Origin of the sequence: Bifidobacterium pullorum DSM 20433 (assembly GCF_000771405.1) — a bacterium.
In the GTDB taxonomy this organism is placed as follows: Bacteria; Actinomycetota; Actinomycetes; order Actinomycetales; family Bifidobacteriaceae; genus Bifidobacterium; species Bifidobacterium pullorum.
On sequence record NZ_JDUI01000001.1, the window covers coordinates 216,578 to 238,581 of the forward strand.

At 64.5% G+C, this 22,004-nt stretch carries 15 protein-coding genes and 1 tRNA gene; 6 read left to right on the forward strand and 10 right to left on the reverse strand.

The window, feature by feature from the left end:
- Position 1: 1 nt before the first annotated feature.
- The 9 genes from carB to OU11_RS00945 form a co-directional block, all read right to left on the reverse strand.
- The gene (gene carB / locus OU11_RS00905) at positions 2 to 3,379 is read right to left on the reverse strand and encodes a carbamoyl-phosphate synthase large subunit (RefSeq protein WP_033513946.1); all 3,378 of its coding nucleotides are present in this window, start codon (positions 3,377 to 3,379) and stop codon (positions 2 to 4) included.
- Entirely contained in the window at positions 3,372 to 4,589 is a 1,218-nt protein-coding gene (gene carA, locus OU11_RS00910) for a glutamine-hydrolyzing carbamoyl-phosphate synthase small subunit (RefSeq protein ID WP_152597011.1), read from the reverse strand. The genes carB and carA overlap by 8 nt, the downstream gene beginning before the upstream one ends.
- Before the next feature lie 85 nt (positions 4,590 to 4,674).
- Positions 4,675 to 5,232, reverse strand: a complete 558-nt coding sequence (gene nusB / locus OU11_RS00915) for a transcription antitermination factor NusB (RefSeq protein WP_033513947.1) — start codon at positions 5,230 to 5,232, stop codon at positions 4,675 to 4,677.
- Between the two features lie 26 nt (positions 5,233 to 5,258).
- Positions 5,259 to 5,825: an elongation factor P gene (efp, locus tag OU11_RS00920; RefSeq protein ID WP_033513948.1), complete on the reverse strand. Its 567-nt coding sequence runs from the start codon at positions 5,823 to 5,825 to the stop codon at positions 5,259 to 5,261.
- A 247-nt stretch (positions 5,826 to 6,072) separates the two neighbouring features.
- Positions 6,073 to 7,272 (reverse strand): elongation factor Tu, encoded by a 1,200-nt coding sequence (gene tuf / locus OU11_RS00925; protein ID WP_033513949.1) that lies wholly within the window; start codon positions 7,270 to 7,272, stop codon positions 6,073 to 6,075.
- Between the two features lie 171 nt (positions 7,273 to 7,443).
- Entirely contained in the window at positions 7,444 to 9,573 is a 2,130-nt protein-coding gene (gene fusA, locus OU11_RS00930; protein ID WP_033513950.1) for an elongation factor G, read from the reverse strand.
- 32 nt (positions 9,574 to 9,605) lie between these two features.
- The gene (rpsG, locus tag OU11_RS00935; protein WP_003813834.1) at positions 9,606 to 10,076 is read right to left on the reverse strand and encodes a 30S ribosomal protein S7; all 471 of its coding nucleotides are present in this window, start codon (positions 10,074 to 10,076) and stop codon (positions 9,606 to 9,608) included.
- A gap of 5 nt (positions 10,077 to 10,081) precedes the next feature.
- Positions 10,082 to 10,453, reverse strand: coding sequence for a 30S ribosomal protein S12 (gene rpsL, locus OU11_RS00940; protein ID WP_003808601.1), 372 nt, complete (start codon positions 10,451 to 10,453; stop codon positions 10,082 to 10,084).
- A gap of 850 nt (positions 10,454 to 11,303) precedes the next feature.
- The gene (locus OU11_RS00945) at positions 11,304 to 11,570 is read right to left on the reverse strand and encodes a hypothetical protein (RefSeq protein WP_033513951.1); all 267 of its coding nucleotides are present in this window, start codon (positions 11,568 to 11,570) and stop codon (positions 11,304 to 11,306) included.
- Between the two features lie 222 nt (positions 11,571 to 11,792).
- Between OU11_RS00945 and OU11_RS00950 the strand changes: the two genes are divergently transcribed.
- Positions 11,793 to 11,868: transfer RNA gene (locus tag OU11_RS00950), tRNA-His, on the forward strand.
- 138 nt (positions 11,869 to 12,006) lie between these two features.
- On the forward strand, positions 12,007 to 13,032 hold the full coding sequence (locus OU11_RS00955) for a threonine aldolase family protein (protein WP_033513952.1): 1,026 nt from the start codon (positions 12,007 to 12,009) through the stop codon (positions 13,030 to 13,032).
- A 127-nt stretch (positions 13,033 to 13,159) separates the two neighbouring features.
- Here OU11_RS00955 and OU11_RS00960 read toward each other — a convergent pair whose 3' ends face one another.
- Positions 13,160 to 14,338 (reverse strand): glycosyltransferase, encoded by a 1,179-nt coding sequence (locus tag OU11_RS00960; protein WP_033513953.1) that lies wholly within the window; start codon positions 14,336 to 14,338, stop codon positions 13,160 to 13,162.
- A gap of 155 nt (positions 14,339 to 14,493) precedes the next feature.
- Between OU11_RS00960 and purT the strand changes: the two genes are divergently transcribed.
- From purT to OU11_RS00980, 4 genes are all read left to right on the forward strand, one after another.
- Positions 14,494 to 15,813 carry a formate-dependent phosphoribosylglycinamide formyltransferase gene (purT, locus tag OU11_RS00965; protein ID WP_033513954.1) on the forward strand — a complete coding sequence of 440 codons (1,320 nt, stop codon included), beginning with the start codon at positions 14,494 to 14,496 and terminating at the stop codon, positions 15,811 to 15,813.
- A 185-nt stretch (positions 15,814 to 15,998) separates the two neighbouring features.
- Positions 15,999 to 16,751, forward strand: coding sequence for a phosphoribosylaminoimidazolesuccinocarboxamide synthase (gene purC / locus OU11_RS00970; protein ID WP_033513955.1), 753 nt, complete (start codon positions 15,999 to 16,001; stop codon positions 16,749 to 16,751).
- A 61-nt stretch (positions 16,752 to 16,812) separates the two neighbouring features.
- Positions 16,813 to 20,547, forward strand: a complete 3,735-nt coding sequence (locus OU11_RS00975) for a phosphoribosylformylglycinamidine synthase (RefSeq protein ID WP_033513956.1) — start codon at positions 16,813 to 16,815, stop codon at positions 20,545 to 20,547.
- A 359-nt stretch (positions 20,548 to 20,906) separates the two neighbouring features.
- The gene (locus OU11_RS00980) at positions 20,907 to 21,956 is read left to right on the forward strand and encodes a zinc-dependent alcohol dehydrogenase family protein (protein ID WP_033513957.1); all 1,050 of its coding nucleotides are present in this window, start codon (positions 20,907 to 20,909) and stop codon (positions 21,954 to 21,956) included.
- Positions 21,957 to 22,004 lie beyond the last annotated feature (48 nt).

Below are 22,004 nucleotides of genomic sequence, written 5' to 3' on the forward strand. Positions count from 1 at the left end.
ATCACGACCTTTCCAAGTCGAACAACTGCTGGGCATGCTCCTGGATGCTCATGACCTGGTAGTCGTTGCGCTTCACCGCCTCGATGGCCATCAGCACGGCCGAGAACTCGGTCATGGTGGTGAACTGCGGCAGGTCGGCGGCGATGGCCGCGGCGCGGATCGAATAGCCGTCCGAACGCGAGCCGCGGGAGTTCGGCGTGTTGAGCACCATGTCGATCTTGCCCTCTTCGATGAGCTCGACGACGTTCTTGCCCACACTGCCTTCGGCGTGCTTGACTTCCACCTGGGTGTCGGCGGAGGTGTCCACGCGGGCGGTGATCTTGTCGACGATCTTCGACTCGATGCCGTAGCGGCGCAGCACGGAGGCGGTGCCCTCGGTGGCCCACAGCGTGAAGCCGAGCTCCACCAGGCGCACGGCCATCAGCGGCAGCGAACGCTTGTCGGAATCGTTCACCGAGATGAACACGTTACCGCTGGTCGGCAGGCCGCCGTCGTAGGCGGCCAGCTGGCTCTTGGCGAACGCGTGCGGGAAGTCGCGGTCGAAGCCCATGACCTCGCCGGTCGAACGCATCTCGGGGCCGAGCAGGATGTCCACGGTCTTGCCGACGGGCGTGCGGAAGCGCTTGAACGGCAGCACCGACTCCTTGACCGCCACCTGCTGGCCGACGTGCATGACGCCGCCGTCGCCCTCGGGCAGCAGCAGCCCGTTGGCGCGCTGCTGGGCGATGGTCTCCCCCGCCATGATGCGCGCCGCGGCCTTGGCCAGGGCCACGCCGGTGGCCTTGGACGCGAACGGCACGGTGCGCGAGGCGCGCGGGTTGGCCTCGATAACGTACAACGTATTGGCCATGAACGCGTACTGCACGTTGATCAGGCCCTGGACGCCGCAGCCCTTGGCGATGGCGTAGGTGCCCTCGCGCAGGCGGCGGATCTGGTCGTCCGACAGCGTGGATGGGGGCAGCGTGCAGGCCGCGTCGCCGGAGTGGACGCCGGCCTCCTCCACGTGCTCCATGATGCCGCCGATATACAGCTCCTCGCCGTCGAACAGCGCGTCGACGTCCACCTCGATGGCGTCCTGGAGGAACTTGTCGATCAGCAGCGGCGACGGCAGTCGGCCGGAGACCACGGTATCGGCCTGGGCCTCGGCCAGCGCGCGGTTCACGTACTTCTCCAGCTGGGCGTCGTCGTAGACGATCTCCATACCGCGGCCGCCGAGCACGTAGCTCGGACGCACCAGCACCGGGTAGCCGATCGAACGGGCGGCGTCCTGCGCCTCCTCGAGGCTCAGCGCGGTGCCGTAGCGCGGCGCGTTCATGCGGGCCTTCTTGAGCACCTCGCCGAACAGCTCGCGGTTCTCGGCCAGATCGATCGATTCGGGCGTGGTGCCGAGGATCGGCACGCCGGCGGCCTTCAGACGGGCGGCCAACGACAGCGGGGTCTGACCGCCGAGCTGGACGATGACGCCCTTGACGGGGCCCATCTTCTTCTCGGCCTCGTAGATCTCGAGCACGTCCTCGAAGGTGAGCGGCTCGAAATACAGACGGTCGGACATGTCGTAGTCGGTGGAGACGGTCTCGGGGTTGCAGTTGACCATGATCGTGTCATAGTCCTTGCCGAGCTCCTGGACCGCGTGCACGCAGGTGTAGTCGAACTCGATGCCCTGGCCGATGCGGTTCGGGCCGGAGCCGAGGATGATCACCGCCTCGCGGTCGCGCTGGCGCAGCTCGCTCTCATCGGCGTAGCACGAGTAGTAGTACGGCGTGACCGCGTCGAACTCGGCGGCGCAGGTGTCCACGGTCTTGTAGACCGGGCGCAGCCCGAACGCCCAGCGCAGCTCGCGCACGGTGTTCTCGCCCTCGTCGCCCAGGCCCCGCAGGTGGGCGATCTGCAGATCGGACAGACCGGCCTGCTTAGCCTTCTTGAGCAGACGGAAGTTCAGCGTCTCCGAATCACGCACCTCAAGGGCGGTCTCGTTGATGAGCATGAACTGCTTGAGGAACCACGGGTCGATCTTGGTGGCCTCGAACAGCTGCTCGATGGTGGCGCCGCCCCAGATGGCGCGCTGCAGCTGCAGGTAGCGGTCCTCGGTGGGGGTCTTCATCGCCTTGAGCAGCTCGGCGACCTCGGTCTCGTCGGGGCGTTCGCCATCCCAGCTGAAGCCCATGTGACGCTTGTCGATCGAACGCATCGCCTTGCCGAGCGACTCCTGGAAGTTGCCGCCGAGGGCCATCGCCTCGCCGACCGACTTCATCGACGTGGTCAGGCTCGGGTCGGCGCCCGGGAACTTCTCGAACGCGAAGCGCGGCACCTTGGTGACCACGTAGTCGATGGTCGGCTCGAAGCTGGCCGGCGTCGACTGGGTGATGTCATTGCGGATCTCGTCAAGCGTGTAGCCGAGGGCGAGCTTGGTGGCGATCTTGGCGATCGGGAAGCCCGTGGCCTTCGAGGCCAGCGCCGAGGAGCGGCTGACGCGCGGGTTCATCTCGATGACGATGATGCGGCCGGTGTCCGGATGCACGGCGAACTGGATGTTGCAGCCGCCCGTATCCACGCCCACGCCGCGGATGATGGCGGTGCCGATGTCGCGCAGCTTCTGGTATTCGCGGTCGGTCAGTGTGAACACCGGGGCCACGGTGATCGAATCGCCGGTGTGCACGCCCACGGGGTCCACGTTCTCGATCGGGCAGACGACCACCACGTTGTCGTTCTTGTCGCGCATCAGCTCGAGCTCGAATTCCTTCCAGCCCTCGATGCCCTCCTCGAGCAGCACCTCGTCGGTCGGCGAGTAGTGCAGGCCGGCTCCGGCGATGCGGTGCAGCTCCTCCTCGTCGTGCGCGATGCCGGAACCCAGGCCGCCCATCGTGAAGCTCGGACGCACCACGATCGGGAAGCCCATCTCGGCGGCGATTGCGTCGACCTCCTCCATCGAATGCGCAATCTCGGAACGGGCCGACTCCGCGCCGGCATCCTCGACGACCTTCTTGAACAGCTCGCGGTCCTCGCCACGGTCGATGGCCTCCAGCGAGGCGCCGATCAGCTCGACGTTGTACTTCTTGAGCACACCGGCCTCGCCCAGCGCCATCGCGGCGTTCAGCGCGGTCTGGCCGCCCAGCGTCGGCAGCAGCGCGTCGGGGCGTTCCTTGGCGATGATCTGTTCGAGGATCGGGGTGGCGATCGGCTCGATATAGGTGGCGTCCGCCATCTCCGGATCGGTCATGATGGTGGCCGGGTTGGAGTTGACCAGGATGACGCGGATGCCTTCCTCGCGCAGCACGCGGCATGCCTGGGTGCCCGAGTAGTCGAACTCGGCGGCCTGGCCGATCACGATCGGGCCGGAGCCGATGACCATGACGGACTTGATGTCGGTGCGCTTAGGCATTGCGGGTTTCCTCCTTGGACGAACGCATGAGATCGACGAAACGGTCGAACAGGTACGAGGCGTCGTGCGGACCGGCCGCGGCCTCGGGATGGTATTGCACGGAGAATGCGGGGATGTCGACGCACTGCAGGCCTTCGACCACATCATCGTTCAGATCGATGTGGGAGACGAACACCTTGCCGTAATGGCCGTCACCGTACGGGGAGGGCACCGGGTCGCCGATCGGGGCGTCGACGGCGAAGCCGTGGTTGTGCGCGGTGACCTCGATCTTGCCGGTGGTCATGTCCTTGACCGGCTGGTTGATGCCGCGGTGGCCGAACTTGAGCTTGTAGGTGCCGAAGCCGAGGGCACGGCCCAGCAGCTGGTTGCCGAAGCAGATGCCGAAGAACGGGTAGCCGGCGTCCAGCACCTGGCGCAGCAGCGCCACCTCCGGCTCGGCCTGCTCCGGGTCTCCCGGGCCGTTCGAGAAGAACACGCCATCCGGATTCAGCGCCTGCAGCTGTTCGAAGGTGATCGTGGACGGCACCACATGCACGCGGCAGCCACGCTCGGCCATGCGATGCGGGGTCATCGCCTTGATGCCCAGATCGACCGCGGCCACGGTGAACAGCGGCTCCTTGCCTTCGAACTCGCCGCACGGTTCGATGGTGTAGGTCTGCTTGGTGCTGACCTCGTCATACAGGCTCAGCCCCTTCATCTGCGGGGTGGCCTTGACCTCGTCGAGCAGGTCGTCGATGGCGCGCAGGCGGCCGTTGGCATCCAGCAGGGCCTCACCTGAAAAAACACCCGCACGCATCACGCCTGCGGAACGCAAATGGCGGACGAGCTTGCGGGTGTCGATACGGCAGATGCCGACGATGCCATTGGCGACCAGATCGTCATCAAGGCTGCCTGTGGCACGCCAATTGCTGACGTTCGGGCTGGGGTCGCGCACCACATACCCGGCGACCCAGATCCTCGAGGATTCCGGATCCTCGCCGTTGATGCCCGTATCGCCGATGTGCGGGAACGTCTGGACCACGATCTGGCGGTCATAACTCGGATCGGTCAGCGTCTCCTGATATCCGGTCATGCCGGTGGCGAAGACGATCTCGCCGCTGGTCGAGCCACGCGCACCGTAAGGCTCCCCCACATACACCTGTCCGTCCTCGAGCACGAGAACGGCGTCGTCGGTGGAGAACATCACGGTTCCGGAATCGGTCTGGTTCACCAAAACCCCCTTTATCCTTGGGTTGAATCTACCCCTCAGGATACCGGCCGGCTGGGACTCACAACCGGCCGGAATCCTTGAAAATTCAGTCGTTTTCTACGGACTCGCCGGACTGTTCGGCGGCGTCGGCATCGGTTGCGCCGGATTCGGATGCCCCGTCCTGCACGGGGATGACCGCGTCGGCCCCGTCGGACGCCGCGGCGTCCCCATCGGCCTGTTCGGATCCGTCCTGCGGCGCATCCTGCGGCTTGTCGGCGCATACGGCGCTCAGCAGGCCATGGATGAACGACGGCGCGTCGTCGTCGCACAGCGTCTTGGCCAGCCCCAGCGCCTCGTCGATGGCGACCTTATCCGGCACCTCGTCGTTGAAGAGGATCTCCCAGGCGGCGATGCGCAGGATGTTGCGATCCACCACGCCCATGCGCTTGACCTTCCAACGGGTGGAGTGCTCGTCCAGGGTGCGGTCGATCTGGCGACGATGTTCGGCCACGCCACGCACGATCTCGATGGCGTAGTCGGGCAGCGGGGTCTGGGCGCCCGGCATCGCGATGCGCTCAGCAAGAAGGGACAGGATGTCCTGTCCCTTCTCATCCGCTTCGTACAACGTGTTCAGAGCCCTCTTGCGGGCGGTGGAACGTGCCATGAAGCTCTCGGTGTCCCTTCTTCAGGTCAGTTGTTCTCGCGACCGAGGTAGGAGCCGTCGCGGGTGTCGACCTTGACCTTCTCGCCCTCGCCGATGAACAGCGGGACCTGGATCTCGGCGCCGGTCTCCACGGTGGCGGGCTTGGTGCCGGCATTGGAGCGGTTGCCCTGCAGACCGGGCTCGGTGTGGGTGATGGTCAGCACCACGGAAGCGGGCAGTTCCACGCTCAGCGGGGTGCCGTCATGGAAGCTGACGATGCAGTCGGTGCCCTCGAGCAGGTACTTGCTCTGCTCGCCGACCAGGGTCTTCGGGATGTAGATCTGGTCGTAGGTGGTCATGTCCATGAAGACGTAGTTGTCGCCGTCCTCGTAGGAGTACTGCAGGTTGCGGTTGTCGACGGTCTCGAACTCCATCTTCATGCCCGCGTTGAAGGTCTTGTCCACGATCTTGCCGGACAGCACGTTCTTGATGGTGGTGCGCACGAAGGCCGGGCCCTTGCCGGGCTTGACGTGCTGGAACTTGATGACGGTCCACAGCTGGCCGTCCAGGTTCAGGACGGAACCGTTCTTGATGTCATTGGTAGTCTGTGCCACTGTTGTTCACCTATTCACTCGATGGTTGTTGGCGACGTTCAAAATGAGCCTTGCCTATTATGCCACCATGCCTATACAGGCGTATCACACGTCCGACAGCCGGATGGTCGGCCTGCGGATTGCGGTCACCTTCGGTCCCGGCATCCGCCGTTTCCATCCCCCGATATGCGGAATGCCCCGAAACCCAACGGTTCCGGGGCATTCCCTATGCGCTAGTTCAGGCGCACCGAATCATCGCCGATGGAAATCAGGCGAGGATCTTGGTGACACGGCCCGAGCCGACGGTGTGGCCACCCTCACGCACGGCGAAGGTCAGGCCCTCCTCCATGGCGATCGGCTGGATCAGCTCGACGGTGAAGGTCGCGTGATCGCCCGGCTGGACCATCTCGACGCCTTCCGGCAGCTCGATGACGCCGGTGACGTCGGTGGTGCGGAAGTAGAACTGCGGACGGTAGTTCGAGAAGAACGGCGAGTGACGGCCGCCCTCGTCCTTGGTCAGGACGTAGACCTCGGACTCGAACTTGGTGTGCGGGGTCACCGAACCCGGCTTGGCCACAACCTGGCCACGCTCGACGTCGGTGCGGTTGATGCCGCGGAGCAGCAGACCGGTGTTATCGCCAGCCTCGCACTCGTCCATCTGCTTGTGGAAGGTCTCGATGGAGGTGACGGTGGTGGTCTGGGTCGGGCGGATGCCGACGATCTCCACCGGGGTGTTGATCGGGAGCTTACCACGCTCGACACGGCCGGTAACCACGGTGCCACGGCCGGAGATGGTGAACACGTCCTCGATCGGCATCAGGAACGGCTTGTCCAGGTCATGAACCGGGGTCGGGATGTACTCGTCGACGGCGTTCATGAGCTCCTTGACGGCCTCAACCCACTTCTCGTGATCCGGGGCGTCGTCATGCAGGGCGCCGTAGGCGGAGAGGTGGATGACCGGGCAGTCGCGATCGAAGCCGTTCTCGTCGAGGAGGTCACGGACCTCTTCCTCAACGAGCTCGATGAGCTCCTCGTCCTCGACCATATCGCACTTGTTCAGGGCGACCAGGATCTTCGGAACGCCGACCTGACGGGCGAGCAGCACGTGCTCGCGGGTCTGGGCCATCGGGCCGTCGGTGGCGGCCACAACGAGGATAGCGCCATCCATCTGGGCAGCGCCGGTGATCATGTTCTTCACGAAGTCGGCGTGGCCCGGGCAGTCCACGTGAGCGTAGTGACGCTCAGCGGTCTGGTACTCGATGTGGGCGATGTTGATGGTGATACCACGCTGCTGCTCTTCCGGAGCGGCGTCGATCTGGTTGAAGTCGTAGGCCGGGTTGACATCCGGGTACTCTTCGTGCAGCACCTTGGAGATGGCGGCGGTCAGGGTCGTCTTGCCGTGATCGACGTGGCCGATGGTGCCGATGTTAACGTGCGGCTTAGTACGCTCGTACTTTGCTTTTGCCATTGTGTGTTGTCCTCCTGGACGTCTCGTAGTACTCCCCGGGCTTGTGGCCCGAGGCACTCGCTACATTGTACTGGGTTGCTGGGTTGTGCCACCGTGGTGCCCTGAACCCAGTCAGCGCTACAAAATATTAGCGCTGACTGGAGACAGATGCGACCATTGCGGCAGCGCGTGTCACTCGCCGCGCTGCGCCTTGATGATCTCGTCGGAGACGTTCTTCGGAACCTCAGCGTACGAGTCCATCTGCATGGTGAACATGGCGCGGCCCTGGGTCTTCGAGCGCAGGTCGCCGATGTAGCCGAACATCTCGGACAGCGGGACCTTGGCGTCGATGACCTTGACGCCGGTGGCGTCGGTCATGGACTGGATCTGGCCACGACGGGCGTTCAAATCGCCCATCACGTCGCCCATGTACTCCTCCGGGGTACGGACCTCGACGGCCATGATCGGCTCGAGGATGACCGGGTGAGCCTTCGGAGCGGCCTCCTTGAAGCACATGGAGCCCGCGATCTTGAAGGCCATTTCCGAGGAGTCGACGTCGTGGGTCTGGCCGTCGGTGACGGTCGCCTTGACGCCCACGACCGGGAAGCCGGCGAGGACGCCGGATTCCATGGCCTCCTGCACGCCAGCATCGATCGAAGGAATGAATTCCTTGGTGATGTGGCCGCCGGTGACCTCGTTGTGGAACTCGTAGGTCTCGCCGTTCTCGGTGTCGAGCGGCTCGAAGTTCATCAGGACCTTCGCGAACTGGCCGGAACCACCGGTCTGCTTCTTGTGCGTGTACTCCTGGTTCATGACGGCCTTGCGGATCGTCTCACGGTAGGCGACCTGCGGCTTGCCGACGTTGCACTCGACCTTGAACTCGCGGCGCAGACGGTCGACGATGATGTCGAGCTGGAGCTCGCCCATGCCGGAGATCAGGGTCTGGCCGGACTCCTCGTCGGTCTTGACCTGGAAGGTCGGATCCTCGTCGGACAGCTTGGCCAGGGCGATGCCCATCTTCTCCTGGTCGCCCTTGGTCTTCGGCTCCACGGCCACCTCGATGACCGGGTCCGGGAAGGTCATGGACTCCAGGGAGATCGGGGCCTTCTCGTCGCACAGGGTGTCGCCGGTGGAGACGTTCTTCAGGCCCACGAAGGTGTAGATGTTGCCGGCGGAGGCGCCGTCGACCGGGTTCTCCTTGTCGGCGTGCATCTGGAAGATCTTGCCGACGCGCTCCTTCTTGCCCTTGGTGGAGTCGAGCACGTTGTCGCCGGGCTTGACGGCGCCGGAGTACACGCGCACGAACACGAGCTTGCCGTAGAACGGGTGGGTCGAGATCTTGAACACCAGAGCCGAGAACGGATCGGAGATGACCGGCTTGCGGTCGATCTCGATGGACTCGTCCTTCGGGTCGAAGCCGACGATGGACGGCACGTCCTCCGGGCTCGGCAGGAAGTCGACCACGGCGTCCAGCATCGGCTGCACGCCCTTGTCCTTGAACGCGGAGCCGCACAGCACCGGGTAGGCTTCACGGGCCACGGTGAGCTTGCGGATGCCGGCGCGGATCTCGTCCTCGCTCAGCTCGCCGGACTCGAGGTACTTCTCGAGCAGCTCCTCGTCGGACTCGGCGACCATGTCCAGCAGCTCGGCGCGGTACTGCTCGGCTTTGTCCTGCAGGTCGGCCGGGATGTCCACGGTGTCGTAGTGGGCGCCCATGTCGCCCTTCACGTCGTTCCAGACGTAGGCCTTCATGCGGATCAGGTCCACGACGCCGACGAAGTCGTTCTCGGCGCCGATCGGCAGCTCGACGACCAGCGGGGTCGCGCCCAGCTTGTCCTTGATGGTCTGGACGGAGTAGTAGAAGTCGGCGCCCAGCTTGTCCATCTTGTTGATGAAGCAGATGCGCGGGACACCGTACTTGTCGGCCTGACGCCACACGGTCTCGGACTGCGGCTCCACGCCCTCCTTGCCGTCGAACACGGCGACGGCGCCGTCGAGGACGCGCAGCGAACGCTCGACCTCGGCGGTGAAGTCCACGTGGCCCGGGGTATCGATGATGTTGATCTGATACTTGTCCTCGGTGTCGTGGGTCTGGCGGTTCCAGAAGCAGGTGGTGGCGGCGGACTGGATGGTGATGCCGCGCTCCTGCTCCTGGGCCATGAAGTCCATCGTCGAGGCGCCGTCGTGGGTCTCGCCGATCTTGTAGTTCTTGCCGGTGTAGTACAGGATACGCTCGGTGGTGGTGGTCTTACCGGCATCGATGTGGGCCATGATGCCGATGTTGCGGACCTTGTTCAGGTCAGTGAGCACGTCTTGTGCCATGAGTGTTTTCCTTAGCTCTCGTTCTCGAGTGATTACCAGCGGTAATGAGCGAACGCCTTGTTGGCCTCCGCCATCTTATGAGTATCCTCGCGGCGCTTGACAGAGGCGCCCAGGCCGTTGGAGGCATCCAGGATCTCGTTGGCGAGACGCTCGGCCATGGTCTTCTCGCGGCGGGCGCGCGAGAAGTCGGTCAGCCAGCGCAGCGACAGCGTGTTGGCGCGGGCCGGCTTGACCTCGACCGGCACCTGGTAGGTGGCGCCGCCGACACGGCGGGAACGCACCTCGAGGCTCGGACGGATGTTGTCCAGAGCGCGCTTGAGAACGGCGACCGGCTCCTGGTCGGTCTTCTCCTTGACCATGTCGAGCGCGGAGTAGACGATGTCCTCGGCGATCGACTTCTTACCGTCCAGGAGGATCTTGTTGATGAGCTGGGCCACGACGGTCGAGCCGTAGATCGGATCGGGCAGCAGCTGATGCTTCTTGGCAGGTCCTTTACGCGACATATCTCTTACTTCGCCTTCTTTGCTCCATACAGGGAACGACCCTGCTTACGGTCCTTGACACCCTGGGTATCCAGCGCGCCACGCACGATGTGGTAGCGCACGCCCGGCAGATCCTTCACACGGCCGCCGCGCACGAGCACGATGGAGTGCTCCTGCAGGTTGTGGCCCTCACCGGGGATGTAGGCGGTGACTTCGACGCCCGAGCTCAGACGCACACGGGCGACCTTACGCAGAGCCGAGTTCGGCTTCTTCGGGGTGGTGGTATACACACGGGTGCACACGCCGCGGCGCAGCGGGCTGCCCTTCAGGGCCAAAGTCTTCGACTTCTTCGGCTTGGCCTGACGTCCCTTGCGGACGAGCTGTTCAATCGTAGGCAACTGAATTCTCCGATTCGTTGGTTGTTCTTCATCTGTGGAGCCGCCACACTGCGCCCACACTTCCCCTGAATCGGAAAGACAGCCCAGTCCACCGGCCCGATGGCCCCTTGCCCTCCTGCCGCCGCATTACTGCGCGCATTCCCACGGACTCGGGGATGTCCCGCTACCCGCGCCTGTCACATAAGGCACGCTAGCGGCACACACAAATATTCAGCATACCAGAGCCCCGGACAACGCGTGTCGCCACAGGCCCGGACGGGCCCCGGCGACGCCCCGCCGGGCATCCGCGCGAATGCCCCTCACACACGGATGGGCCCGGTGTCGTTACCTGGCACCGGGCCCATCCGCGAAAGGAGGTGATCGTCTTCAGTTATCTTCATCCGCGCCACCTTGCGCGGAACCAACATCCTCAGTCAGCCACTATCCATCATCCATACCCTCGGCGCAGGTCTGACGGCTCCCTCGCCGTATGCCCATCTCAATCCTCGTGCAACCTGCGCAACTCTGTTACGTTATTGGAGGCGTTGCACGAATCGGAGGATTGGTGCTTCGTTACCGCCTGGCGGATTCCCACCCGACCATAACTCCGGCCTCCACTTACAGTATACCGGCGCACCCCTGAAATGTCCACCCCAAAAACGCCGAAAACCCAATGTTTCGTAGCGCTCAGCGCATACGCTTGCATCGCACGCAGACGCACACGCCATGGTAGGTTCCGTGCTGTTTGATCACGATCGAGCCGCACACCCCGCACATACGGCAGGCCCCGTGCCGCCCGCGTCGCGGTCATCGACGCACGGGGCGGCACGGGGCCCAAACGCGACGCTCCGGCCAGGCCGGACACACCGCCTTACTTGCCCAGCACCTTGTTGACCAGGTCCTCCGGCAGGCCGACCTTCTCGGCCAGCCCCTTGAGATCGATGTCGTCGACCTTGTCGCCGACCATCTCCTTGAGCTGACCGAGCTTCTCGCCCAGCTCCTGCGGGGTCAGACCGGCATTCTCGGCCATGCCCTTGATGTCCTCGCCCACGGCGGCCAGATCATCGAGGCCGAGGCCGTTGTCCAGGTTGACGCCGTGGTCCTTGGCGAAATCCTTGATGTTGTCAAGAATCGACATATATGCTCCTTGGTGATTCAGTGTTGCCCCAATACGTGGGGACGCCACCATTCAGGCTATCGGCCCACGCCCATGCCGCGGGGTTTTCGGCGCCAAAGAATGGCTTTCGGGGTATGCCGGCACGGAAATTCACCTCCGCGACGCGCCGAAGATGCATTGTCCCGAAAATCATGTATAGTATCCATCTGTTGTGCGAATCCGGGAAACCGGATGCCACACATGGTGGATATAGCTCAGTCGGTAGAGCAGCTGATTGTGGTTCAGCAGGTCGCGCGTTCGAGCCGCGTTATCCACCCCATCACCCCGCGCAAGCGGGGTTTTTCTTTTTTCACGTCCATGCGCCGACGCGTGGCCGTGCTTCCCGGATTGCCCCTTGGTGGGGATACACTGCACCTCGATTACAGAATCACCCCTCACCATGAGGAAGGAACCGACCATGCTGTCCTTTGAGAACGACTACTGCTGCGGCGCCCACCCCAGCATCCTCGAACGTCTGGAAGCCACGAACGCCACGCAGTTCCCCGGCTACGGCACCGACGCCGTCTGCGAATCCGCCAAGGCCCGCATCCGCGAGGCCTGCGGCACGCCGGATGCGGATGTGCGCTTCCTGGTCGGCGGCACCCAGACCAACCAGACCATCATCGACGCCATCACCCCCGCCTATGCAGGCGCGGTGGCCGCCGCCACCGGGCACATCAACGTGCATGAAGCAGGCGCCATCGAAGCCACCGGACACAAGGTGCTGACGCTCCCCCACCATGACGGCAAGATCGCCGCCGCCGAGCTCGACGACTACTGCGCCACGTTCTACGCGGACGGCAACTACGAGCATATGGTGTTCCCCGGCACCGTCTACATCTCCCACCCCACGGAATACGGCACGCTGTACACGCTGGACGAGCTGGAGGCCCTGCGCGGCGTCTGCGACCGCTACGGCATGAAGCTGTTCCTCGATGGTGCACGCCTGGGGTACGCCCTGACCGCCGACGGCACCGATGTCACGCTCGAGGACATCGCCCGGCTGACCGACGTGTTCTACATCGGCGGCACCAAGGTCGGCGCCCTGTTCGGCGAGGCCGTCGTGTTCCCGAAGAACGACGCGCCGAAGCACTTCCTGACCACCGTCAAACAGCACGGCGCGCTGCTGGCCAAGGGCTGGCTGCTCGGCCTGCAGTTCGACACGCTGTTCGAGGACAACCGGTACATGGACATCGCCCGGCACGCCAACGAGGCGGCCGCACGCATCCGCGCGGTGCTACGCGAACGCGGCTACACGCTGACGATGGAGACGCCCACCAACCAGATCTTCATCACGATGGACAACGACACGATCGCCCGCCTGCAGGAGCATGTCCGTCTCGGATTCATGGAGAAGGCCGACGACACGCACACGGTCATGCGCATCTGCACCGCCTGGTCGACCACCGACGAGCAGGTCGACGAACTGATCGCGGTGCTGTGACCCTCCCCCGTGTCTCAGTCACGGCACCGCCGACTCCGACACGGACGATGCTGCGCTCCGATACACGCATGGGGCCGACGATGAATCCGTCGCCGGCCCCATGCGTTCCCCGCGCCACGCGCTCCCGCTACGCGTTGTGCGACCCGGCGCGTTCGGCGATGACCTCGCGTTCCATCGCCGCGAACCGGCGCACGCTGGCCTCCACCGAATAGTGCTCCCTGGTGTGCTCGGCATACCGCGCGCCCCATGCGGACAATTCCCGCGGATGGTCGATCCACCAGTCGATGCGCCGGGCGAGCGCCGCCGCATCCCCCACCGGAAACAGCGATTCGTGCAGCAGCGCGAACTGTCCGGCGGCGCTCAGGTCGGAGGCGGCGATCACCGGCACCAGCCCGCTTGCCATGCCTTCGATGACGCTCACCGATTCCAGGTCGGCGATGGACGGATGCACGAACAGGTCACCGGAACGCAGCAGCTCCGGCATGTCGGCGTTGCGGTGGAAGCCGATCTCCACCTGCCCCGGCAGCAAACGGTCCGCCGTCCGCTGCAACCGCTGCTTCAACGGGCCAGTTCCGGCGATCGTCAACCGGATGGAGGCGGCGTGCCGGCACATCGACGCCGCACGGATCAGGGTGATCTGGTCCTTCTCATTGCTCAGACGCCCCGAGGCGACGATATGGAACGGTTGCGGCGCCGGGGCGTCGGTGGCGCGCTGGATTTTCGGTGTGAACCGCGGCTCATACCCGTTGGAGATCACGCTGATCGGCGTTGTGTAGCCGTGGGAGCGCAGCAGGCTCGCGCCGAGCTCCGTGGGCACGTGGATGCGGTCGACCTTGGAGAACAGCCACCAATCGAACAGATGGTAGATGATCGAGTCGATGCCGGGCACATGCTTCAACGGTCCGGCCGAATACGTGATGTTCTCGGGCTGCACGTGGTAGCCGGCGGTGACCGGGATCCCCATCTGCCGGGCCACGCGGCAGGCATGCTGGCAGAATCGGAACGGCGTGTACAGGTGCACCACATCCACGCCCAGGAACGCGGCCCGGAACAGGGTGTCGCTGGGCTCGGCGAACTGCATCTGCTGCTTTCCCGCCACCCAACTGACCAGGGGCACATGGTTGACCCGCGCGGGGAAGTCGGGGGCGCCGATGCCCACCAGACGCACGCGATGCCCCTGCCGCTTGAGTTCGTCCGCCCATTGCAGCGCCGAATTCGACGTGCCGTTGCCGCGGTTGCCGGAGGTGTCGACCACCATCGCGATGGTCAGCGGCCGACCTCTATCCCCATACGCGTTTTCGCTCATCCCCTCATCCTACTGCGGTTCCGCCGGCGGTTTCCCGCGGTGCCGCGACATCCGCCGAAAACCGGACAGCGCCCAGCGGTCTGTGCAACCGCGGTCACACCGCATATGCCGGCATGCGTGCCACGGACATCGCCGGACGATGGCAGAATGTGAGTATGACGCAGAACACGATCGATCAGTCCGCCAATCAGTCCACCGCCACCGTTGCCGTTCCCGACGCCGGGCATGCGACGGCCCGCCCGCTCGGCACGCCGTTGGGCAGCCGCGCCACCCGCGTGCTGTTCCTGGGCGCCGGTGAACTCGGCAAGGAGGTGGTGATCGAGCTGATGCGGCTCGGCGCGTGGGTGTGCGCCGCCGATTCGTATGCCGGCGCCCCGGCGCAGCAGGTGGCGCATGAGGCGCGCGTGCTGGATATGGCCGACGCCGCGCAGCTGCGCGCGTTGTTCGACGAGGTGCGTCCCGACATCATCGTGCCGGAGGTGGAGGCCATCGCCACCAGCGAGCTGGCGGATGCCGCGGCCGCGGGCATGCAGGTGGTGCCGAGCGCCGAAATCGCCGCGATCTGTATGGACCGCGAACGCCTGCGCGTGCTCGCCCACGAGGAATTGGGTCTGCCGACCACGCCGTACCGGTTCGCCGGCTCGTTGGAGGAGCTGCGCGACGGTGCCGGGGTTGTGGGGTATCCGTGTGTGGTCAAGCCGGTGATGAGTTCGTCCGGCCATGGCCAGTCGATCGTGCGCTCGGCCGATGGGATCGAGGCGGCGTGGATCGAGGCGCAGACCGGACGGCGTGCGGCCGGCGAGGGGGATGTGTCGCGCGTGATCGTGGAGGCGTTGGCACCGCTGGATTATGAGCTCACCGTGCTGACCGTCAGTTCGTCCGCGGGCATTGTGGCCTGCGCGCCGATCGGACAGCGTCAGGAAAGCGGCGATTACCGGGAATCCTGGCAGCCGGCGGCCACCGACGCCGCGGTGCTGGAGCAGGCGCGGCGCATCGCGCGGACCGCCGTCGAGGGACTGGTCGGCAAGGCGCGGGCGACCGGCGAGCATGGTTGGGGTGTGTTCGGCGTGGAGCTGTTCGTGCTGACCGATGGCTCGGTGCTGTTCAACGAGGTCTCCCCCCGCCCGCACGACACCGGCATGGTGACGATGGCCTCGCAGCGGCTGAGCGAGTTCGCGCTGCATGCGCGCGCGATTCTGGGCCTGCCTGTGACCGACGGCCATGTGGCGCTGTCGATTCCGCAGGGCACGGCCGCGGCCAGCCATGCGATCGTGGTCGAAGGCGACGGTCAGGCCGTGTTCTCGAATGTTCCGGCGGCACTGGCCGAACCGGATACCGATCTGCGCATCTTCGCCAAGCCCGAGGTACACGGGCACCGGCGCATGGCCGTGGCGCTGGCGATCGCGCCGACGCCCGACGAGGCGCGCGCGAAGGCCGGCCGTGTGGCCGATGCGCTCCGTATCGACGTGCGGTGAATCCCCGGGGCGGCCTTCCGGGCCGTGACGCATCCGTGACGTGGATGCCTCGCGGTCCATGGCGGGAATCCGGAATGATGGCATGACTCGGCCCGTGTCGGTTGTAGTCGGCGGTTGGTAGCCTGTACCTCGTACCATTCACCCTTGATATCCCGCGGTTTGACGCGGTTTGCGAAAGGCAGATCATGGAGAAGCTGGAGAAGCTCTACGAGGGCAAGGCCAAGAAGCTGTATGCAACGGACGACCCGGATGTGCTCTGGGTCGAGTACATGAACCAGGCCACGGCCGGCAACGGCGAGAAGAAGGCCCAGATCGAAGGCAAGGGCTCGCTGAACAACCGCATCACCTCCGTGATCTTCGACCTGCTCAAGGCCCGTGGCGTGGACAGCCATTTCGTGCGCCGCATCTCCGAGACCGAACAGCTGGTCAAGAAGATGGACATGTACCCGCTGGAGATCATCATGCGTAACACGGCCGCCGGCTCGTTCGCCAAGCGCTACGGCGTGGAGGAGGGCACCGAGCTGCGGAAGCCGATCCTGGAGTTCTGCCTGAAGTCCGATGCGCTGGGCGACCCGTTCATCAACGAGGACGGCATCGTGGCCCTCGGCCTGGCCGATGAGGATGAGATCGCCGAGATCTCCCGCCAGGCACGCGCCGTGAACGCCGCGCTGCTGGACATCTTCGCCAAGATCGACGTCAAGCTCGTCGATTTCAAGATCGAGGAGGGCAAGACCTCGGACGGCACGATCCTGCTGGCCGACGAGATCACCCCCGACACCTGCCGCCTGTGGGACCAGAAGGATCACAGCGGCAAGATCGAGCACCTGGACAAGGACCTGTTCCGCCGCGACCTGGGCAACATCATCCCCGCCTACGAGGAGATCTACGACCGACTGATGGCGCTGGCCGCCTCCGAGGGCGTCGATTCCGCCGAGTGACATCCGAGCCCGCATCCTGACAGGATGTGGGCTTATTCGACCATTGAAGGAGTTATCAATCGTGGTTTTTCGCGTATACGTGGAAAAGAAACCCGGCTTCGACGTCGAGGCGCAGCAGCTCGCCGGCGAGCTGAGGACCATCCTCGGCATCGAGGCGTTGGAGGGCGTGCGCATCGTCAACCGGTATGACGTGGAGGGCATCAGCCAGGAGCTGTTCGAGCAGGCCACTCCGACCGTGTTCAGCGAGCCGCAGGTCGATACCGTCGGTGCCGACCTGCCGGATTTCGGCGATGCGGCCGTGTTCGCCGTCGAGTACCTGCCCGGTCAGTTCGATCAGCGCGCCGATTCGGCCAGCGAATGCATCCAGCTCATCAGCCAGGGCGAACGCCCGACCGTGCGCTCCGCCAAGGTGTATGCCCTGTCCGGAGCGTTGTCCGACGCCGACATCGAGGCCGTCAAGCATTACGTCATCAACCCGGTCGAGGCCCGCGAGGCCTCGCTGGAGACCAGGACCACGCTGAAGATGGAGGTCGCCCAGCCGGGCAAGGTGGAGGTCATCGCCGGATTCAACGATCTGGATGATGCCGGTCTGCAGGCGTTCATCGACGAACGCGGCCTGGCGATGGATCTGGCGGACGCCCGGTTCTGCCAGCGGTATTTCCGCGGCGAACACCGCGATCCGACGATCACCGAGATCAAGGTCATCGACACCTACTGGTCGGATCACTGCCGTCACACGACCTTCGGCACGCAGCTGGAGCATATCGAGATCGACGACGCGACGGTCAGGGCCGCATTCGACCGGTACATGGCCATGCGCCACGAGCTGGGACGCGACGAGCGTCCGGTCACGCTGATGGACATGGGCACGATCGGCGCCAAGTGGCTCAAGACCAACGGCATCCTGAAGAATCTGGACGAATCCGATGAGATCAACGCCTGCACGGTGAAGGTCCAGGTCGATGTGGACGGTGAGATGCAGGATTGGCTGTTCCTGTTCAAGAACGAGACGCACAACCATCCCACCGAGATCGAACCGTTCGGCGGCGCGGCCACCTGCATCGGCGGCTGCATCCGCGACCCGCTGTCGGGCCGCTCCTACGTGTATCAGGCGATGCGTGTGACCGGCGCGGCCGATCCGACCGTCCCGGTCTCGCAGACGCTCGAGGGCAAGCTCCCCCAGCGCAAGCTCGTCACCACGGCCGCTGCCGGCTACTCGTCGTACGGCAACCAGATCGGTCTGGCCACCGGCCAGGTCGATGAGCTCTACCACCCCGGCTATGTGGCCAAGCGCATGGAGGTCGGCGCCGTGGTGGGCGCCACCCCGGCCGATCATGTCCGCCGCGAGGAGCCCGCCCCCGGCGACAAGATCATCCTGCTCGGCGGCCGCACCGGCCGTGACGGCATCGGCGGCGCCACCGGCGCCTCCAAGTCGCAGAATGTGGAGAGCCTGGAGGATTGCGGCGCCGAGGTGCAGAAGGGCAACGCGCCGATCGAACGCAAGCTGCAGCGCCTGTTCCGCCGCGGCGACGCCTGCCGTCTGATCAAGCGCTGCAACGACTTCGGCGCGGGCGGCGTATCCGTGGCCACCGGCGAGATCGCCGACGGCCTGGACATCGATCTGAACACCGTGCCGAAGAAGTACGAGGGCCTGGACGGCACCGAGCTGGCGATCTCCGAATCCCAGGAGCGCATGGCCGTGGCCATCGCGGCCGAGGACGTGGATGAGTTCCTGGGCTATGCGCGCGAGGAGAATCTGGAGGCCACGGTCATCGCCACCGTCACCGAGGAGAAGACCCTTAAGATGACCTGGAACGGCGACGTGATCGTCAGCCTGTCCCGCGAATTCCTCAATTCGAACGGCGCCCCCAAGCATATGGACGTGCATGTGGAGTCCGGTGCCGGCTACGCCACCCCGTGGATGTCCGGCACGCTGTCCGAACGCATGGACAAGCTCGTCACCGATATCAACGTGGCCTCGAACAAGGGCCTGTCGGAGCGATTCGATTCCACGATCGGCGCGGGCACCGTGCTCATGCCGTTCGGCGGCCGCAAACAGCTGACCCCGAACATGGCCATGGTCGCCAAGTTCCCGGTGTTCGGCGAGACCACCACCGCCTCCGCGATGGCGTGGGGCTTCAACCCGTATATCTCCGAGAAGAACCAGTTCACCGGCGCGTATCTGGCGGTCGTCGAATCGCTGTCCAAGCTGGTGGCCGCCGGTTTCGAGCATGAGAAGGCCTATCTGAGCTTCCAGGAGTATTTCGGCAAGCTCAAGGACGATCCGACCCGCTGGGGCAAGCCCGTCGCCTCGGTGCTCGGCGCGCTGATGGCGCAGGCCGATTTCGGAGTCGGCGCGATCGGCGGCAAGGATTCGATGAGCGGCAGCTTCGAGGACCTCGACGTGCCGCCGACGCTGATCTCCTTCGCCGTGGCGGTGGGCGACATGCGTCACACCACCTCCCCCGAATTCAAGAAGGCCGGTCACCGCGTGGTGCGCATCGCCCCGCGCTATCTGGCCGACGGGTTGACCCCGGACAAGGACGGTCTGCTGGCCGCAATGACGATGGTCGAATACCTCGTCGACTTCCATGACGCGGTCGCCGTCTCCACGCCGGGCTATGGCGCGACGGCCGAGGCACTGTTCAAGATGACGGTCGGCAACGGCATCGGCGTCAAGCTCGACCCGTCCATCGCCCTCGACGACCTGTTCACCCCGGCCTACGGTTCGTTCCTCGTCGAACTCGACGACTACGCCGAACTGCCCAAGGTCACGAACCTGGTGGAGGTCGGCCAGATCGGCGTGACCTGCGAGGACTACGTGTTCGAGGCCTGCGGCGAGACGCTGGATCTCAACGACCTGCAGGACAAGTGGGAGGGCGGCATCGAATCCGTGTTCCCGTACCGCAGCGAGGGCAAGGCCGCCGAGGCACCGGTCGAGACCGTGTCGTTCGAAGCACCGAAGAAGACCGTGTATACGGGCTCCGCGGTGGCCAAGCCGCATGTCATCATCCCGGTCTTCCCCGGCAACAACTGCGAGTACGATTCCGCCGCCGCGTTCGAGCGTGCGGGCGCCGACGTGACCACGCTGGTCATCAACAACCTGACCCCGTCAGCCGTCGCCGAGTCGACGCAAGCGTTGGTCGACGAGATCCGCAGGAGCCAGATCGTGATGATCCCCGGCGGATTCTCGGGCGGCGACGAGCCGGATGGCTCCGCGAAGTTCATCACCGCGTTCTTCCGCGCCCCCGCGGTCACCGACGCAGTGCGTGACCTGCTCAAGAACCGCGATGGCCTGATGCTGGGCATCTGCAATGGCTTCCAGGCGCTCATCAAGCTGGGTCTGGTGCCGTTCGGCGACATCGTGCCGATGACCGCCGAATGCCCGACGCTGACGTTCAACACGATCGGCCGCCACCAGAGCCGTCTGGTGCGCACCCGTGTGGCGTCGAACCTCTCGCCGTGGCTGTCCAAGACCTCGGTCGGCGACGTGCACACGGTGGCCATCTCCCATGGCGAGGGCCGTTTCGTGGCCTCGGACGAGGTGCTGGCGCAGCTCAAGGCCAACGGCCAGATCGCCACGCAGTACGTGGACGAGGCCGGCGTGCCGTCGATGGACCTGAGCGTGAACCCGAACGGCTCGCTGCTGGCCATCGAGGGCATCACCAGCCCGGACGGCCGCGTGTTCGGCAAGATGGGCCATTCGGAGCGTTCCGGCAACGGCCTGTACGTCAACGTGCCGGGCAACAAGTACCAGCCGATCTTCGAGGCCGGCGTCGAGTACTTCGCCGCCTGACGGCCGCATTGTCGTAACACATTCGGTAATAGCGGATGCTGATGGACTGTGTCATATTGCCGCATCACAGTCCGTCAGCGACAATCTCAGCATATGCAACCATTCGTTGTGCCCGGTTCTACGCGGTTTCCACCGCATGGAACCGGGCACAATCGTATGTTGCACACGCAAACGCCCCATATCGAACATGCCGGAATTATTCATGCATATTATGCATATGGTTATGGCAAGTCGTCATTGTTTAACGCCGTCGATGCAACGCTAGAATATAACTGCACAGCCAACGAATCGACAACAACCTACATTGCCGTTCAGTCACGCATGACTCATACCAAATGCGCATGTGGAAAGGTGAATCCATGAAAGCAGCAGTATTCGTCGAGCCGCACCGTATGGAAGTCCACGAGGTGCCGATGCCCGAAATCAGGAAACCAGGCGATGTGATCGTTCGCGTTATCAAGGCCTGCGTCTGCGGTTCCGATCTATGGTGGTTCCGCGGCATCGGTCAACGCCAGCACGGATCGCTCACCGGTCATGAAGCGCTGGGTGTTGTTGAACGAATCGGCGACGATGTACACACCCTACAAGAAGGCGATTTCGTCATCGTGCCGTTCACCCACTGCTGCGGCGAATGCGCAGCATGCAAGGCGGGGTTCGAGTCCAACTGTTTCAACGCCGAGCCGGGTGGCAATGCCGGATACCAAGCTGAATATATGCGCGTCTATTCGGCCGACACCTCACTGGTCAAGGTCCCGGCGGATCCCCATGAACTATCCGATGAGACCATTGCCTCACTGCTGACCGTCGCCGACGTGATGTGCACCGGCTATCACGCGGCAACATGTGCAAGAGTTCAGCCCGGCGGTACAGCGGTGGTATTCGGGGACGGCGGTGTGGGACTGTGCGGCGTGCTGTCCGCCAAGCTGCAAGGTGCCGAACGCATCATCGCGATGAGTCGCTATGAAGACCGTCAGCAAGTCGCCCGCGCATTCGGCGCGACCGACATTGTCCCGGAACGTGGCGACGAGGCCGTCTCCCGTGTTATGGAACTGACCGATGGCATAGGTGCCGACAGTGTACTTGAATGCGTTGGCACCGAACAATCGACCCTATCCGCGCTGGCCGTGGCCCGCCCAGGCGGGTTCATCGGCCGCGTCGGCGTGCCCCATACCACCAACATCGATGTCAACAACCTGTTCTGGCGCAACGTCACACTCAGCGGCGGGCCTGCCTCCGTTACACCGTACGCGAACGGCAAGAACGGGCTGGTGGCGAAAATCCTCAATGGCGACATCAATCCGGGCATGATCTTCACCGCCGATTTCGACCTTGATCATGTGCAGGATGCATACGAGGCCATGGACGAACGCCGTGCCATCAAGTCGATGATCTCCATCGGCGCGCTGTGAATCAATTACATCGGCACCATCAACAGCCGATGAACCATTTTCATCAGA

Coding starts and splice junctions, on each gene's coding strand:
- OU11_RS00980 (WP_033513957.1), top strand. CDS start 20,907: ATGAAAGCAGCAGTATTCGTCGAGCCGCACCGTATGGAAGTCCACGAG.
- tuf (WP_033513949.1), bottom strand. CDS start 7,272: ATGGCAAAAGCAAAGTACGAGCGTACTAAGCCGCACGTTAACATCGGC.
- OU11_RS00960 (WP_033513953.1), bottom strand. CDS start 14,338: ATGAGCGAAAACGCGTATGGGGATAGAGGTCGGCCGCTGACCATCGCG.
- purT (WP_033513954.1), top strand. CDS start 14,494: ATGACGCAGAACACGATCGATCAGTCCGCCAATCAGTCCACCGCCACC.
- nusB (WP_033513947.1), bottom strand. CDS start 5,232: ATGGCACGTTCCACCGCCCGCAAGAGGGCTCTGAACACGTTGTACGAA.
- purC (WP_033513955.1), top strand. CDS start 15,999: ATGGAGAAGCTGGAGAAGCTCTACGAGGGCAAGGCCAAGAAGCTGTAT.
- fusA (WP_033513950.1), bottom strand. CDS start 9,573: ATGGCACAAGACGTGCTCACTGACCTGAACAAGGTCCGCAACATCGGC.
- carB (WP_033513946.1), bottom strand. CDS start 3,379: ATGCCTAAGCGCACCGACATCAAGTCCGTCATGGTCATCGGCTCCGGC.
- OU11_RS00945 (WP_033513951.1), bottom strand. CDS start 11,570: ATGTCGATTCTTGACAACATCAAGGATTTCGCCAAGGACCACGGCGTC.
- OU11_RS00955 (WP_033513952.1), top strand. CDS start 12,007: ATGCTGTCCTTTGAGAACGACTACTGCTGCGGCGCCCACCCCAGCATC.
- rpsG (WP_003813834.1), bottom strand. CDS start 10,076: ATGTCGCGTAAAGGACCTGCCAAGAAGCATCAGCTGCTGCCCGATCCG.